The 14,171-nt window shown below is 62.5% G+C and carries 15 protein-coding genes; 10 read left to right on the top strand and 5 right to left on the bottom strand.

Features of this window, described 5'->3' with window-relative positions; genetic code table 11:
* Positions 1-79: 79 nt before the first annotated feature.
* From O0882_RS20530 to O0882_RS20510, 5 genes are all read left to right on the top strand, one after another.
* A complete protein-coding gene (locus tag O0882_RS20530) occupies positions 80-3,718 on the top strand; it encodes an EAL domain-containing protein (RefSeq protein ID WP_289950961.1) in 3,639 nt (1,212 codons plus the stop codon).
* 142 nt (positions 3,719-3,860) lie between these two features.
* Positions 3,861-4,454: a phasin family protein gene (locus tag O0882_RS20525; RefSeq protein ID WP_289950959.1), complete on the top strand. Its 594-nt coding sequence runs from the start codon at positions 3,861-3,863 to the stop codon at positions 4,452-4,454.
* Positions 4,455-4,592: 138 nt separating this feature from the next.
* Positions 4,593-5,264: a TetR/AcrR family transcriptional regulator gene (locus tag O0882_RS20520; protein ID WP_034758777.1), complete on the top strand. Its 672-nt coding sequence runs from the start codon at positions 4,593-4,595 to the stop codon at positions 5,262-5,264.
* Positions 5,265-5,305: 41 nt separating this feature from the next.
* On the top strand, positions 5,306-6,079 hold the full coding sequence (locus O0882_RS20515; protein ID WP_289950957.1) for a hypothetical protein: 774 nt from the start codon (positions 5,306-5,308) through the stop codon (positions 6,077-6,079).
* 11 nt (positions 6,080-6,090) lie between these two features.
* On the top strand, positions 6,091-6,636 hold the full coding sequence (locus tag O0882_RS20510) for a TIGR00730 family Rossman fold protein (protein ID WP_289951239.1): 546 nt from the start codon (positions 6,091-6,093) through the stop codon (positions 6,634-6,636).
* A gap of 28 nt (positions 6,637-6,664) precedes the next feature.
* Here the strand turns inward: O0882_RS20510 and O0882_RS20505 are convergent, their stop codons facing one another.
* The 3 genes from O0882_RS20505 to O0882_RS20495 form a co-directional block, all read right to left on the bottom strand.
* Entirely contained in the window at positions 6,665-7,177 is a 513-nt protein-coding gene (locus O0882_RS20505; RefSeq protein ID WP_289950955.1) for a YgjP-like metallopeptidase domain-containing protein, read from the bottom strand.
* 122 nt (positions 7,178-7,299) lie between these two features.
* Complete coding sequence (locus tag O0882_RS20500; protein WP_289950953.1) at positions 7,300-7,698, bottom strand: KGG domain-containing protein; 399 nt, start codon at positions 7,696-7,698, stop codon at positions 7,300-7,302.
* A gap of 33 nt (positions 7,699-7,731) precedes the next feature.
* A complete protein-coding gene (locus tag O0882_RS20495; RefSeq protein ID WP_289950951.1) occupies positions 7,732-8,244 on the bottom strand; it encodes a phasin family protein in 513 nt (170 codons plus the stop codon).
* 344 nt (positions 8,245-8,588) lie between these two features.
* On the opposite strand from O0882_RS20495, the gene purU reads away from it, so the two are divergent.
* Together purU and O0882_RS20485 are read left to right on the top strand one after the other, a co-directional pair.
* The gene (purU, locus tag O0882_RS20490; RefSeq protein ID WP_116743699.1) at positions 8,589-9,470 is read left to right on the top strand and encodes a formyltetrahydrofolate deformylase; all 882 of its coding nucleotides are present in this window, start codon (positions 8,589-8,591) and stop codon (positions 9,468-9,470) included.
* A 50-nt stretch (positions 9,471-9,520) separates the two neighbouring features.
* Positions 9,521-10,063 carry a YaeQ family protein gene (locus O0882_RS20485; RefSeq protein ID WP_071078577.1) on the top strand — a complete coding sequence of 181 codons (543 nt, stop codon included), beginning with the start codon at positions 9,521-9,523 and terminating at the stop codon, positions 10,061-10,063.
* Between the two features lie 64 nt (positions 10,064-10,127).
* On the opposite strand, the gene O0882_RS20480 is transcribed toward O0882_RS20485, so the two are convergent.
* Positions 10,128-10,676 carry an XRE family transcriptional regulator gene (locus tag O0882_RS20480; protein ID WP_289950945.1) on the bottom strand — a complete coding sequence of 183 codons (549 nt, stop codon included), beginning with the start codon at positions 10,674-10,676 and terminating at the stop codon, positions 10,128-10,130.
* Positions 10,677-10,817: 141 nt separating this feature from the next.
* On the opposite strand from O0882_RS20480, the gene O0882_RS20475 reads away from it, so the two are divergent.
* Positions 10,818-11,633 (top strand): aldolase, encoded by an 816-nt coding sequence (locus O0882_RS20475; protein ID WP_289950943.1) that lies wholly within the window; start codon positions 10,818-10,820, stop codon positions 11,631-11,633.
* 26 nt (positions 11,634-11,659) lie between these two features.
* Positions 11,660-12,547, top strand: coding sequence for a dihydrodipicolinate synthase family protein (locus O0882_RS20470; RefSeq protein WP_289950941.1), 888 nt, complete (start codon positions 11,660-11,662; stop codon positions 12,545-12,547).
* Here O0882_RS20470 and O0882_RS20465 read toward each other — a convergent pair.
* Complete coding sequence (locus O0882_RS20465) at positions 12,544-13,329, bottom strand: head GIN domain-containing protein (RefSeq protein WP_289950939.1); 786 nt, start codon at positions 13,327-13,329, stop codon at positions 12,544-12,546. The two genes, O0882_RS20470 and O0882_RS20465, sit on opposite strands and share 4 nt — an antisense overlap.
* A 188-nt stretch (positions 13,330-13,517) precedes the next feature.
* Here O0882_RS20465 and O0882_RS20460 point away from each other — a divergent pair, with 188 nt between their 5' ends.
* The gene (locus tag O0882_RS20460) at positions 13,518-14,153 is read left to right on the top strand and encodes an SAM-dependent methyltransferase (protein ID WP_096234638.1); all 636 of its coding nucleotides are present in this window, start codon (positions 13,518-13,520) and stop codon (positions 14,151-14,153) included.
* Positions 14,154-14,171: the final 18 nt, after the last annotated feature.

The raw sequence follows: 14,171 nt of genomic DNA, 5'->3' as shown, positions 1-14,171 counted from the left end.
GATTAGCATGTTGCCGCGCAAGCGGAAAGATGGGTGCAGGCAAAAAATGAGACTATGCCGTTTTCATGGGGGGTGCTAATTGTCCGCACGTATCCTGATTATCGAAGATAACGCCACCAATATGGAATTGATGGTGTACCTGTTACGTGCCTTTGGGTACACGCCGCTGGCCGCCTATGACGGCGAAGAGGGCGTGCGCATGGCGCGCAGCGAATTGCCGGACTTGATCATCTGCGACGTGCATTTGCCCAAGCTCGATGGCTATGGCGTGGTGGCCGAGCTGAAGAAAGACCCGCTGCTGCGCAAGATCCCGGCCCTGGCCGTGACGGCGCTGGCCATGGTGGGTGACCGCGAACGCCTGCTCGAAGCGGGTTTCAATGGCTATATCGGCAAGCCGATCGAGCCGGACCTGTTCGTGGCGGAGCTGGAATCTTTTTTACCCGGGGCGCCGTCGACGCCAGTTAAAAACGACATAGCTACCATCCTGATCGTCGACGATCATGTGCTGAACCGCGAATTCCTGACCGCACTGCTGGGCTACGGCGGCCACCGTCTGCTGGAGGCGGCCAATGGCGCCGACGCGCTGGAAATATTGCGCACCGAGCGGCCGGACCTGATCATCTCCGACATCCTCATGCCGAACATGGACGGCTACGAATTCGTCACGCGCGTGCATGCCGATCCCGCGCTGATCGACGTGCCCATCATCTTTTATACGGCCACCTACCGCGAGCAGGAAGCGATTTTGCTGGCGCAGGCATGCGGCGTGCGCTGGGTGTTGCCCAAGCCGTCCGACCCCGAAGTCATCGTGCGTACGGTCAACGAGGCGCTGGGACTGATGCCGGCGGCCGCCCAGGCGCCCGTTGTGCCGGGCGCTGGCGGTGCCGCGGCCCTTTCCGCCACTGGCAAGCTGGCCGCCATCGATCATCAGGTCAGCGGCTATCTCGACGAAGTCGAGTCCAGCAGCCAGCAGATTTCGCAGCTGGCCAGCCAGCGCGAAGGCCATGCCGCCATGCCCGAAGACCTGGGCATCATGACGGAGCGCCTGTCGCGCTCTTTGTCGAGCCTGCAGGCGGTGAGCCTGCGCCTGACGGCCCTGATCGAGCTGGGCATCGAGCTGGGCGCCGAACGCGATCCGCGCGCCTTGATCGAGGCGGGCTGCAAGGTGGCGCAGAATATCTGCGTCTCCAAGTATGCCTGCATCGGCGTGCTGGAAGAGGGCGCCGAAAAGCTCAGTTATTTTTCCTCCTGCGGCGCCGAGAAAGACCTGGAGCGCATTGCCAGCGCGCCGCGCACGGGCATCCTGAACCGCTTGCTGGAACAGCGCCAGCCCTACCGTGTCAATGGCTTGAAGGGCGACCCCGGCGCGCTGGGCTTGCCCGACACGCACCCGCCCGTGCACTCCTTCCTGGGCGTGGCCATCGCCTCGCGCGAACGCAGCCACGGCTGGCTGTACCTGGTCGACAAGCTGGGGGCGAATGAATTTTCCGAAGTCGACGAACGGGTCGCCGCCACGGTGGCGGCGCAGATCGCCGTCGCCTACGACAACCTGCTGCTATACGACGAGATCAAGCGCCACCACGAGCAGCTGACCCTGGACATGGCGGCGCGCATCCGTCTCGATGAAGACTTGCGCCGCTTCCGCCTGGCGATGGATGCCACGGCCGACGCGATTTTCCTCGTCGACCGCGCCGGCATGTGCTTCGTCGACGTCAACCAGACTGCCTGCCGCATGCTGGGCTTTGAGCGCGAGGATTTCCTGCGCGTGGGGCCGGGGCGCGCGAACGAGGGCGAGACCCAGCTGGAAGAACTGTACAACAAGCTGCTGGCTGGCGACCAGGGCGGCCCGATGACGGAATTGCAGCTGCAGCGCAAGGATGGCTCGCCGCTGTCGGTGGAAGTGCAGCGGCGTACCCTGCGCTCGGGGCAGAGCTGGATTCTGGTGGCCGTGGCGCGCGACATCACCGAGCGCAAGGATGCCGAGCAGCGCCTGATGAAGCTGGCCCATTTCGATACCTTGACGGGCTTGCCGAACCGCAGCCAGTTTTACGCCTCGCTGACCCATTCGCTGTCCCAGGCGGCCGAACACCAGTGGGCCGTGGCCGTGCTGTTCATGGACATCGACCGCTTCAAGAATATCAACGATACCCTGGGCCACACCATCGGCGACGACCTGCTGCGCCAGTTTTCCAGCCGCCTGGTCGATTGCCTGCGCGTGCGCGATACCATCGGCCGCTTTGGCGGCGATGAATTTGCCACCATCCTGGTGCTGCCAGAAGGCGTCCAGCATGCCGTGGGCGTGGTCGAGAAGATCCGCGAAGCGATGCGCAAGCCCTTCGACTTGCAGGGCCACGAGGTGACGGTGACGGTCAGCATCGGCATTTCCGTGTTCCCCGAAGACGGCGTCGATGCCGATACCCTGATTCAGTATGCCGACACGGCCATGTACCGCGCCAAGGAGGCCGGGCGCGATGCCTTCCGCTTCTTCACGGCGGAAATGAACGCGCAATCGATGGCGCGGCTGGACATGGAAAATGCCCTGCGGCGTGCCATCGACAACGAGGAATTCGTGCTGTTCTTCCAGCCCAAGGTGAATATCATCTCGGGGCGCATCAGCGGCGCCGAGGCGCTGATCCGCTGGCGCCGCCCCGGCCACGGCATGGTTTCGCCGGCCCTGTTCATCCCCCTGCTGGAAGAAACGGGACTGATCGTGCGCGTCGGTAACTGGGTGCTGGACGAAGCCTGCAAGAAGATCAGCGAATGGGGCGCCAGCAGCATCGGCCCCGTGCACCTGTCGGTGAATGTGTCGGGCATCCAGTTTTTCGTCGGCGGCCTGGAAGAAGAGGTGCTCAAGGCGATCAGCAAGCACGATATCGCGCCCGACCTGCTGGAACTGGAGCTGACGGAAAGCTCGCTGATGTCGAATGCGGAGGAAACCATCGCCGTGCTGCGCAACCTGAAGGCGCTGGGCATCCAGATTTCCATCGACGATTTCGGCACCGGCTATTCCAGCCTGGCCTACCTGAAGCGCTTCCCCATCGACAAGCTGAAGATCGACATCGCCTTCGTGCGCGAAGTGACCAGCAATCCGGACGACGCGGCCATCGTGCTGGCCATCATCAGCATGGCGCACAGCATGAAGCTGGAAGTGATCGCCGAAGGCGTGGAAAGCGATGCGCAGCTGGCTTATTTGCGGCGCCACGGCTGCGACGAGATGCAGGGCTATTATTTCAGCCGCCCCGTGCCACAGGAAGAATTCGAGCAGATGCTGATGGCGGGCAAGCTGCTGCAGGCGCCGCAGGATGCGGGCAGCGAAGAGCAGCAAACCTTGCTGATCGTCGACGACGATGTCTTCATGCTCGACGTGCTCAGCGACTTCCTGGCGCAGGACGGCTACCGCATCCTGACGGCGCAGACCGCCGCCGAGGGCTTCGACATCCTGGCGCGCCACAAGGTGCAGGTGATTCTGTGCGACCAGTGCATGCCGCTCATGAGCGGCACCGAATTCATGGAGCGTGTCAAGCACCTGTGCCCCGATACGTTCCGCATCATGCTGTCGGCTTTTGCCGACCTGACGCCCATCATGGCGGCCATCAACCGTGGCGCCGTCGACCGCTTCTATACCAAGCCGTGGAAAGGCGCCGTGCTGCGCGAGAACATCCGCGAAGGCTTCCGCCTGCACACGCTGCTGCATGGCCCGGTGAAAGCGGCCGCCTGAGCTTGCCGGGCAGGCCGCTGTGTGCGCTGGCTCACGTTGAGAAGCCGCTTTGTATCGAATTAGACTCCCGTCTCTAGTTTTGCTCACTAGAATAAAAAGCATCCATGAAGTGGCATGGCCTTTCATATGACGGGAGCGGGCGATGGTGAAGAAATTGAAGGAATTGACGGAAGACAAGGAGTTGGCGAGCACCGTGCGCTCGTCCGCGCAGCAGATCTGGCAAGCGGGCCTCGGTGCCTTCGCCAAGGCGCAGGAAGAGGGCGGGCGCGTGTTTTCCAAGCTGGTCAAGGAAGGCACGCAATTCCAGAAGCGCGCCGAAGACAAGGTGGCCGATGTCGGCGACAGCGTCAGCAAACTGGCCGATGGCGTGGGCAAGCAGGCCAGCGGCTCCTGGGACAAGCTGGAACAGGTGTTTGAAGAGCGCGTGGCGCGCGCCCTGGCCACCATCGGCGTGCCGATGCAAAACGATATCGCCGCGCTGCATGCCAAGATCGATGCCTTGAGCTTGCAGGTGGCGGCGCTGTCGGGCAAGGCCGCGCCGGCGCCCAAGCCGAAGGCCGTGGCCAAGCCCGCCGTGAAGGCGGCGCCGAAAGCCGCACCGAAAGCCGCACCGAAGGCGAGCGTCGCCAAGACCCCGGCCAGGGCCGCGGCCAAGCCAGTGAGCAAGCCAGTGAGCAAAGCTGTGAGCAAACCCGCCGCGAGAGTGGCGGCGAAGAAAAAAGCGCCGCCGGCCTGAGCTGGCGCAGCATTCCTCCAGCCTGCTCGCGCAGGCTTTTTTTTGCCTGCGTTTTTCGCCGGCGCCGTGGGGCGCAGTGTTTCATTACGGCTATCTTAGGTGGTATGCTTGAGGCAGAACACAGAGAGATTGCCCGCCATGCTACAAAAAGCACCACGCCGTACCCGCGAACGCATCCTGGAGTTGTCGCTGCGCCTGTTCAATGAGTTTGGTGAGCCGAATATCACGACGACCGTGATTGCGGAAGAGATGAATATTTCGCCGGGAAACCTGTATTACCACTTCCGTAACAAGGATGACATCGTCAACTCGATCTTCGTCCAGTTCGAGGCGGAAATCGAACGCATCCTGACCGTGCCTGACGGGCGCCGCTCGAATATCGAGGATGTCTGGCTGTATTTGCACCTGATGTTCGAACTGATCTGGCGCTACCGTTTTTTCTATCGCGACCTCAACGATTTGCTGTCGCGCAACCGCAAGCTGGAACTGCACTTCAAGCTGATCCTGGCGCACAAGATCAAGGTGGCCACGCAGCTGTGCGAAGATTTGCGCAGCGAACAGTCTTTGGAAGCGTCGGACATGGAAGTGGCCGCGATGGCGACGAATATGGTGGTCGTCGCCACCTACTGGCTGTCGTACGAATATGTGCGCAACCCGCGCAAGTACAGCGAGCAGCAATCGATGTCCGATGCGCTGGCACGCGGCTGCTACCAGGTGTTGTCCCTGATCGGCCCGTATTTGCGCAATGAAACGCATTTGCTGTTTCGCAAACTGTCGGAAGAGTATGTGACCAAACTCAAGAACGACTGACGCGGCTGCTGGCGCCACGTCGTCATTTACAGGAGAGATATATGGCTTGGAAACAATTTCCCTATCCGGACGCAGCCTATGTCTACACGCCGCAGACCCTGGAAGCGGCTTGGGCGCGCCTGCATGCGGGCGATGTGGAACCGTTTCCCACGCATCCGGCGCTGGTGCAAGCCTGGCTGGCCTTCCACGCGGGCGATTTCGAACGCGCGGTGAAGCTGGGCCTGGCTGTCGGCGTGCCCGGCTATGCGGTGGCGCACAAGGCGACCTGCATCTATGCCACGCACCTGGAAGTGGACGACCGCCAGAAACTCGACATGTACGAAGAAGTGGCGGAGCGCTGCGAGCGCCAGCAGAGCGAACAGCCGGACAACCCGGCCGGCTACTACTGGCATGCCTATAGCCTGGGCCGCTACGCGCTGGGCACCTCCGTCGTCAAGGCCCTGGCGCAGGGCATGGGCGCGCGCGTGCGCAACAGCCTGGACCGCACGATGACGGTGGCGCCCATGCATGCGGAAGCGCATATCGCGTTTGGGATTTATCATACGGAAATTATCGACAAGGTCGGCGCCATGATCGGCAGCCTGACCTACGGCGCCAACAAGGAAGATGGCTATCAGCACTTCAAGACGGCGCTTGCCCTGACGCCGTATTCGGCGCTGGCGCACAGCGAGTATGCGCGCGCCTTGAACATGCTTGACGGAAAGAAAAAGCTGGCGGAAGCGCTGGCCCTGTATGAAAAGGCGGCCGAGTGCGTGGCACTGGACGCCAAGGAACGCCTCGAGGTCGAGGCGGCGATCGATGAATTGAAAGGGTAGGGACTACTGTGATCAAGGCTTTATGTGTGTACTGTGGCGCCAACGCGGGCGTCTCGCCCGACTATGCGGTGGCGGCGCGCGAACTGGCGCGCGTGCTGGTGGCGGAAAATATCTCGCTCGTGTATGGCGGCGGCAAGGTCGGCCTGATGGGCGTGATCGCCGATGAAGTGCTGCGCCTGGGCGGCGAGGTGACGGGCGTGATTCCCACTCAGCTGGTCGAACGCGAAGTGGGCCACATGGGCTTGACGCGCCAGTTTATCGTGAAGGACATGCATGAGCGTAAGGCGATGATGGCCAGCCTGTCCGACGCCTTCATCGCCATGCCCGGCGGCTATGGCACCCTGGAAGAGCTGTTCGAGATGCTCACCTGGGCCCAGCTGGGCTTGCACGCCAAGCCCATCGGCTTGCTTAATGTCGACGGGTTTTATGACGGCTTGATTGCTTTCGTGCAAAACGGCAAGGAACAGGGCTTCATCCGCCCGCAGCACGCGGCCTTCCTCAATGCCGACGCCGATCCCGCAGCGCTGGTGCAACGCCTGAAGGAGTGCGCGCCCTAGGCCCTGGAAAGTGCTTGAGCGCCGCGCGTCACGACCACAGGCGCTGGCCCGACAGGTCGAGCTGGGTCAGGTACAGGCGCACGTCGAATTCGTACTGGTGGTATTGCGGTTCCATATACGTGCACAGCTTGTAGAACGGCTTGTCATGTTGCTTTTCTTTTACATGCGCCAGTTCGTGCACGGCGATCATGCGCAGGAACTCCAGCGGCACTTCCTTGAACATGGTGGCCACGCGGATTTCATGCTTGGCCTTGAGCTTGCCGCCCTGCACGCGCGAGATCGACGTATGCAAGCCCAGCGCATGCTGGATCACGTGGATCTTGCTGTCGAACGCCACTTTGTTGATGGGTTCGGCATTGCGCAGGAATTCATTCTTCAAGTCTTGCACGTACTGGTACAACGCCTTGTCGTTGCGCACATCGTGCGCATTCGGGTAGCGTTTTAACAGGACTTCGCCCAGCTTGTCCTGCGCGATCAGTTGGTGCACTTGCGCTTGCGTTTGTTCGGAATAGGCGCTCAGGTATTTCAGGGATGGCTGCATGCGGGGAAGGGCGGGGTGGGGGGTAAGGCGAGAATGTACCATACCGCCGCGCCCCGCGCTGCATCAGCCCCGGTACGGGGCTGCCAGGGCCGCCCCGTGCCGTCGGTGCCAGGTCAGCCAGGTCAGCCCTTGTCGTCTTCGTCCTTGTTGCCCTGCCGGCTAGCCTTCGACTGTTGTTGCTCGGCGTTGCCGCCGCGTGCCGTCGTGCCGCCGCGGCTTTCATTGGCGCGCTGGGCCGATTGCCGGCTTTCGCCGCCCTTGCGGCCGATTTCCGCCATGTGTTCGCGATTGCGGCTGACGGCTTCACCGCCTTTCTGCCCGGCCCGGCGTGCTTCTTCCGAGTCGAACTCATGCGCAGTACCCTTTTGATGGGCTGCCTGGCCGCCCTTGCTGGCAATTTCGCGTTGCTGCTCCTCGTTCATGGCGGCAAAGCCGCGCTTGCTCGTGCCTTTGCTGCTGCCCGCTTCACCGGCTTTCTGGCTGCTGCCAGCGCCTTTGCCCTGCTCATTACTGTTAGCCATGTCGCTCTCCTTGCTGTCGGGTGGGGTCACTGTTCAATGCGCCTGATCGGATTGCCTGCCGGTCTCGCGGCCATGGCCCGCGCCATCGCGGTGGCCAATGGCATGCATTTTTTCGATCATGTCACGCTGGCGCTGCGTGGCTTTTTCTGTTTCTTCGGCCGTCTTGCGCACCACTTCGTCGGCGAAGGCCACGGCCGTGCGGCTCGCTTCGGGCAGGTGGTTCTCTGCCGTGCGGTTCATCTCGACATTGGCGTTGGCGACCAGGTTGCCGAGTTGCTGCTGGTACTGGCGCAGCTTGTTGCTGCCCGGCTGCAACTGGGCGGCGGCCAGCGACATGAACTCGCCCGTGTCGTGTGCGCACAGCAGTTGCTGGCTGGCGCTGCTCCATTCCTGCAGCAAGTCTTGCGCCAGCCGCAGATGCAGCTCGCTCAGTTGCTGCGCCGTATCGAACAGCTTGCGCGATAGTTCTGTGGCGAAATTGCACTGGGCCTCCAGGTGGGACTTCAGGGCGGGGCTGAGACTGGGGGGGATACTGTTGGTGAACATGTTCTACCTCAATGAAAATCTGGTCCGAGAAACACCCGGTGTACCGGATGCGACGTGTGCTGAAACAAGCAAAGAGATAGACGCCGGACGGCGTGCCAGGTTCCACGCCAGGTGCCGGTTTGGCGCGAGAATGGCGTCTGGGCGCCTGAAAAAAGCGATGACTTTGTGCCAGATCAAAGGAACGTCAATCAGCTTGCCGCTGAGGGCAGCCACGCTGCTTGTGTGGAAAATGCAGGTTTACAGGCCCGGCCGTGCGACAATAGCCGGCTCGCGGCAGCGCAGCCGATGGCCGGCGCGCGTGGCTGAGCCGAGCATAGCCCTATTTTTTGCCTTATTCCGCGACCATGACGCATCCCGAATACATCCTGACCCTGTCCTGCCTGGACCAGCGCGGCATCGTGCACCGCGTGTCCGGCTTCCTGGCCGAACACGGCTGCAACATCCTCGATTCCGCCCAGTTTGGCGACCAGGAATCCCAGCTGTTCTTCATGCGCGTGCATTTCGCGCTGGAAGACGGCGCCGTCAGCGACGCCCAGTTGCGCAGCGATTTCGCCGAGCTGTCGCAAGTCATGCAGCTCAATGGCCAATTCCATGGCCAATTGCACGATGCGCGTGTCAAGCCGCGCGTCATGCTGATGGTGTCGAAGATCGGCCATTGCCTGAATGATTTGCTGTTCCGCTACAAGAGCGGCTTGCTGAACGTGGAAATTCCCGCCATCGTCTCGAACCACATGGAGTTCTACCAGCTGGCGGCCAGCTACAATATTCCCTTCCACCACTTGCCGCTGGCGGCCGGCGCGCCGGAAGCGGCCAAGCTGGCACAGGAAGCGAAGATCATCGAGCTGATGGACACGCACAAGATCGACCTGGTGGTGCTGGCGCGCTACATGCAAATCCTGTCGCCCGGCCTGTGCCAGGCGCTCGACGGCCGCGCCATCAATATTCACCATTCCTTCCTGCCCAGCTTCAAGGGCGCCAAGCCGTATGCGCAGGCGCACCACCGCGGCGTCAAGCTGATCGGTGCGACGGCCCATTTCGTCACGGGCGACCTGGATGAAGGCCCGATCATCGAGCAGGATGTCGAGCGCGTCGATCATGCGATGGATGCCGAGACCCTGACGGCCATCGGCCGCGACGTCGAGTGCGTGGTGCTGGCGCGCGCCGTGAAATGGTTCGTCGAGCACCGCATCCTGAAAAATGGCGACAAGACCGTGGTATTCCGCTGATACCGCCGCCCGTACAATATTGACATCCACTTTACCGAGACAGAAACACGATGGCCCTCAAAGCAACAATTTTCAAAGCCGATCTGCAGATCGCCGACATGGACCGCAATTACTACCAGGATCATGCGCTGACCCTGGCGCGCCACCCGTCCGAAACGGACGAGCGCATGATGGTGCGCCTGCTGGCGTTCGCCATCCACGCCGACGAGGCGCTGACCTTCACCAAGGGCTTGTTCGACACGGAAGAGCCGGACCTGTGGCAGAAGGACTTGACGGGCGCCATCCAGCTGTGGATCGAAGTGGGCCAGCCGGACGAAAAGCGCATCCTGAAGGCTTGCGGCCGTTCGGAACAGGTCATTGTCTACAGCTATGGCGCAACCAGCCACATCTGGTGGAAGCAGATTGCCAACAAGCTGGAACGGGCAAAGAACTTGACCGTGATCAACCTGCCATCCGAGGCGGCGCAAGACATGAGCAAGCTGGCGCAGCGCAACATGCAGCTGCAATGCACGATCCAGGATGGCCAGATCTGGCTGACCGACAGCGTCAACACGGTCTTGATCGAGCGCGAACCGGTGAAGCCGGCGCGCTGATTTTGACTGTTTGAAACGCAAAAAGCCCGGATCGCTCCGGGCTTTTTGCGTTGCGGTAGCGCTTTTATGGGGCCGCGTCTTCGTCGTTGCTGACGATCACCAGCAGTTGCGCCTGCTGTGCGCCGATGCTGCGCGTGCGGTGCGGAATCAGGGCGTTGAAATACACGGAGTCGCCCGTGTGCAACTGCACGGTTTCCTGGGGAAACTCGATTTCAATCGTGCCCTGGTGCACGAACAGGAATTCCTCGCCGGCATGTTCCTTGAAGGCGGAGGCGACGAAATCGGGCGCCGGATACACCATGAAGGGCAGCATTTTCTTCGGTGCCACGCCGGCCGCGATGCTGGCGAAATGCGGCAGCGGCGGCATCGCGCCCGCGCTGCCCGGATCGCCGGCGCGCGTGATGGTGACGGCCGCCTGCCGGTGGCTGTCGCTGAACAGCTGCTCCACATCCACCTGCATGGCGTGCGACAGTTTCAGCGCCACGGCGATGGACGGAACGCTCAGGCCTCGCTCCACCTTGGACAGGTAACTCTTCGTCAAGCCACTCTTTTCCGCCAGCTGTTCCAGGGTCCAGCCCTTGTGTTTTCTCAGCAGTTTCAGACGCATAGCCATGGTTGCATCGGTCGATTTAAAAAAACTATTGTACCCCATGACACAAAGTGTCCTAAAATACACTTAGTTTCCTTGGATTGGGTTGCGCGGCCACTGCCGTGCATGCCGGGAAGCGTAGTCAGCATGAGTGAAGGAAAGACGATGCAGAAAAATACTCCGTATGAAGTCGCCGCCCCGGGCGCCAGCCTGGGCTTATCGAAAGACGCACTGGTGGCCATCGCCGAGCGGCGCCTGGCCAGCGTCACGCAGGACAGCCCGTGGTCGGCGCTGCAAACCCTGGCGCTGTCCTGCCGTATCCTGTTCGATGGCGGGCATGATTCCGGCCTGGCAGGGCAGATCAGTTGCCGTGGCGGTCAGGACGGCACGTTTTACACGCAACAGCTGGGCCTGGGCTTCGATGAAATCACGGCCAGCAACCTGATCGAGGTCGACCACGACCTGCGCGTGGTGCACGGCGAGGGCATTCCCAACCCGGCCAACCGCTTTCACAGCTGGATCTACCGCCAGCGCCCGGACGTGGCCTGCATCATCCACACGCATCCCACGCACGTGGCGGCGCTGTCGATGCTGGAGCAGCCGCTGATCGTGTCGCACATGGATACCTGCCCTCTGTTCGACGATTGCGCCTTCCTGCCCTCGTGGCCGGGCGTGCCGGTAGGAAATGAAGAGGGCGAGATCATCGCCAGCGCCCTGGGCGACAAGCGCGCCATCCTGCTGGCCCATCACGGCCAGCTGGTGGTGGGCCGCACGGTGGAAGAGGCGTGCATGCTGGCCTTGCTCATGGAACGGGCAGCCCGCCTGCAATTGCTGGCCATGGCTGCCGGCACCATTTTGCCGCTGCCGCCAGCCCTGGCGCGCGAGGCGCACGACTGGATTTCCACGGCGCGGCGCGACAGCGTGACCTTCGCCTATTACGCGCGGCGCGCCTTGCGCCAGCATGCCGATTGCCTGGCTTAACGACATTCACTGGAGGACATCACATCATGCAAACCTTATTTCAAGGCATCATTGCCTACCCTGTCACCCCGTTCACGGCCGCTGGCGGCGATGTCGACTTGCCGCGCCTGCGGCAACTGATCGAGCGCCTGATCGCCGACGGCGTGCACAGCATCGCCCCGCTGGGCAGCACGGGCGAGAGCGCCTACCTGCAGGACGGGGAGTGGGATGCCGTGGCCGCCACCTCGCTGGCCACCGTCGCCAGACGGGTGCCCACGGTGGTGGGTATTTCCGACCTGACCACGGCGGGCGCCATGCGCCGCGCCCGCTTTGCGGAAAAGCAGGGCGCCGACGCGGTGATGGTCTTGCCGGTGTCGTACTGGAAACTGAGCGAGGAAGAAATCGTGCGCCACGTGGCGCGCATCGGCGATGCCGTGGGTATTCCGATCATGCTGTACAACAATCCGGCCACCAGCGGTATCGACATGTCGCCCGAGTTGATCGTGCGCATCTGGCGCGACGTGCCGAATGTGACGATGGTCAAGGAAAGCACGGGCGACATCCAGCGCATGCACCGGCTGGCGCAGCTGAGCGGGGGCGAGTTGCCGTTCTATAACGGCAGCAACACCCTGGCCTTCGCTGCGCTGGCGGCCGGCGCCCACGGCTGGTGCACGGCCGCGCCCAACCTGCATGCGGGCTTGCCGCTGGCCCTGTATGCGGCCGTGCAGGCGGGCGACTTGCCGCGCGCGCGCGAACTGTTCTTCCAGCAATTGCCATTGCTGCAATGCCTGATGAAAGGGGGCCTGCCGCCCACCGTCAAGGCGGGGCTGGCGCTGCGGGGCTTTGATGTGGGTACGCCGCGTGCGCCGCTGCAGCCGCTGGGCGAGGCGGCCACGCGCGAGCTGGCCGCCGTGCTGGCCAGCCTGACGGCTTAATTCGGCGCAGCGCCCAGGCGCTTGATGCTGCTTGAGCGCTGCATGCTGCGGCTGATGCGCGGATCGCCGTAGTAGTTCACTTCGCCCGAGCCGCCGATGCTGATGCTCAAGTCATCCTTGGCCCATACTTCGGCCTCGCCCGAGCCGCCGATGCTCACCTGTACCTCGCGCGCGGCCAGGCGCCCCGCCTGGATATTGCCCGAGCCGCCGATCGACGCCGTCAGTTGCTCCGTCTTGCCGCTGGCCTTGACGTTGCCGCTGCCGCCGATGGCCACAGCCACCTGGCGGCTGTCGAGGTCGCGCGCATTGATGGAGCCCGAGCCGCCCACGTCGAAGCGCAGTTTCTCGGCGCGCAAGCCCGTTGCCGTGACGTTGCCCGAGCCGCCCACGCTGATGCGTTCCACCTGGCGCGCCTGGATGATGATGGTCAGGCTGCTCTGGCGGAAGTTGGCATTGCGCTTGGCGGGGCGGATGCGCAGGGTGCCGTTTTCCACGGCTGTCTCGATCAGCGGCAGGATATTGTCGTCGGCCTCGATGGTGACGCTGTCCGTGTTGCCGATACGCAGCTCGACCGTGCCCGGCACGTTCAGCGCCACGCCATGGAAGCTGCCCACTTCGCGCGTCTGTTTTTGCAGCTTGCCGCTGCCCTGGATGCTGTTGCCGGAGATCCAGTCGAGCGGCGACGCCAGCGCCGGCGCGGCCGGGATGGCCAGGGCGCAGACGGCCAGCAGCAGGGTGGTCACGGCGCGGGCATGGCGCGGGTGGAAAAGTGGCTGTGTCATTCTTGCTCCCTCTTTTGAATTGGACTGCGTGCATGGTATGCCAGCCGGTGGCGCCCGCGTACCGCGCTGCGACAGACTGCGCCAGCGGCGGCATGGAATGCAGGAGGATGCGACAGGATGGCATGAGGTATCATGCGGGTATTGGACATACGACGAGCGGTACGCGCCGCTCACACTACTGGAATTACATGCTGATCATCACCATCAAACAGGGCAAGGAAAAGAGCTTGCTGGGCCAATCGTGGATTTACGCGTCCGCGATTGAAAAAGTCGAAGGCAAGCCGCAGGAAAAAATGAAGCCCGGCTCGACGGCCATCGTGCAAAGTTCGTCGAAGCAATTCATCGCCCGCGCCGCCTACAATTCGAAGTCGCAGATTCGCGCGCGCATCTGGAGCTTCAAGGAAGACGAACCGGTCGACCACGCGCTGATCAAGCGCCGCGTCAAGGCCGCCATCGAGAAAAAACTGCCGGCCATCAAGAAGGCGGGCGAAAACCAGCTGTTGACCCTGATTAAGGGCGAAGACGAGGGCTTGCCCGGCCTGGTGGTACAGCTGTTTGGCGGCGTGCAAGGTTATCTGATCTGCGAATTCAATGCCGGTGGCGTCGATGCGTGGAAAGTGGCCATCGTGCAATCGCTGATGGCATCCACCGCTTGCGTCAACGTGTACGAGCGTTGCGACGACCTGATGCGCAAGGGCGAAGGCTTGCCCCTGATCGACGGCGCCCTGGCCGGCGAAGAGCCGCCCGATGAAGTCATGCTGACGGACAATGGCGTGCGTTATGCGCTGGATTTGAAAACGGGACATAAAAGCAAGTTCCGTTGAGAGCGGCTGCCTGACAAG

The sequence above is a fragment of the Janthinobacterium sp. SUN073 genome (assembly GCF_030397665.1).
Classification (GTDB): domain Bacteria; phylum Pseudomonadota; class Gammaproteobacteria; order Burkholderiales; family Burkholderiaceae_D; genus Janthinobacterium.
The sequence above is the reverse complement of the archived record's forward strand: the minus strand, read 5'-3'. Positions and strand labels throughout refer to the sequence as shown.

Coding starts and splice junctions, on each gene's coding strand:
- O0882_RS20525 (WP_289950959.1), top strand. CDS start 3,861: ATGGTGAAGAAATTGAAGGAATTGACGGAAGACAAGGAGTTGGCGAGC.
- O0882_RS20520 (WP_034758777.1), top strand. CDS start 4,593: ATGCTACAAAAAGCACCACGCCGTACCCGCGAACGCATCCTGGAGTTG.
- O0882_RS20515 (WP_289950957.1), top strand. CDS start 5,306: ATGGCTTGGAAACAATTTCCCTATCCGGACGCAGCCTATGTCTACACG.
- O0882_RS20505 (WP_289950955.1), bottom strand. CDS start 7,177: ATGCAGCCATCCCTGAAATACCTGAGCGCCTATTCCGAACAAACGCAA.
- O0882_RS20500 (WP_289950953.1), bottom strand. CDS start 7,698: ATGGCTAACAGTAATGAGCAGGGCAAAGGCGCTGGCAGCAGCCAGAAA.
- O0882_RS20495 (WP_289950951.1), bottom strand. CDS start 8,244: ATGTTCACCAACAGTATCCCCCCCAGTCTCAGCCCCGCCCTGAAGTCC.
- purU (WP_116743699.1), top strand. CDS start 8,589: ATGACGCATCCCGAATACATCCTGACCCTGTCCTGCCTGGACCAGCGC.
- O0882_RS20485 (WP_071078577.1), top strand. CDS start 9,521: ATGGCCCTCAAAGCAACAATTTTCAAAGCCGATCTGCAGATCGCCGAC.
- O0882_RS20480 (WP_289950945.1), bottom strand. CDS start 10,676: ATGGCTATGCGTCTGAAACTGCTGAGAAAACACAAGGGCTGGACCCTG.
- O0882_RS20475 (WP_289950943.1), top strand. CDS start 10,818: ATGCAGAAAAATACTCCGTATGAAGTCGCCGCCCCGGGCGCCAGCCTG.
- O0882_RS20470 (WP_289950941.1), top strand. CDS start 11,660: ATGCAAACCTTATTTCAAGGCATCATTGCCTACCCTGTCACCCCGTTC.
- O0882_RS20465 (WP_289950939.1), bottom strand. CDS start 13,329: ATGACACAGCCACTTTTCCACCCGCGCCATGCCCGCGCCGTGACCACC.
- O0882_RS20460 (WP_096234638.1), top strand. CDS start 13,518: ATGCTGATCATCACCATCAAACAGGGCAAGGAAAAGAGCTTGCTGGGC.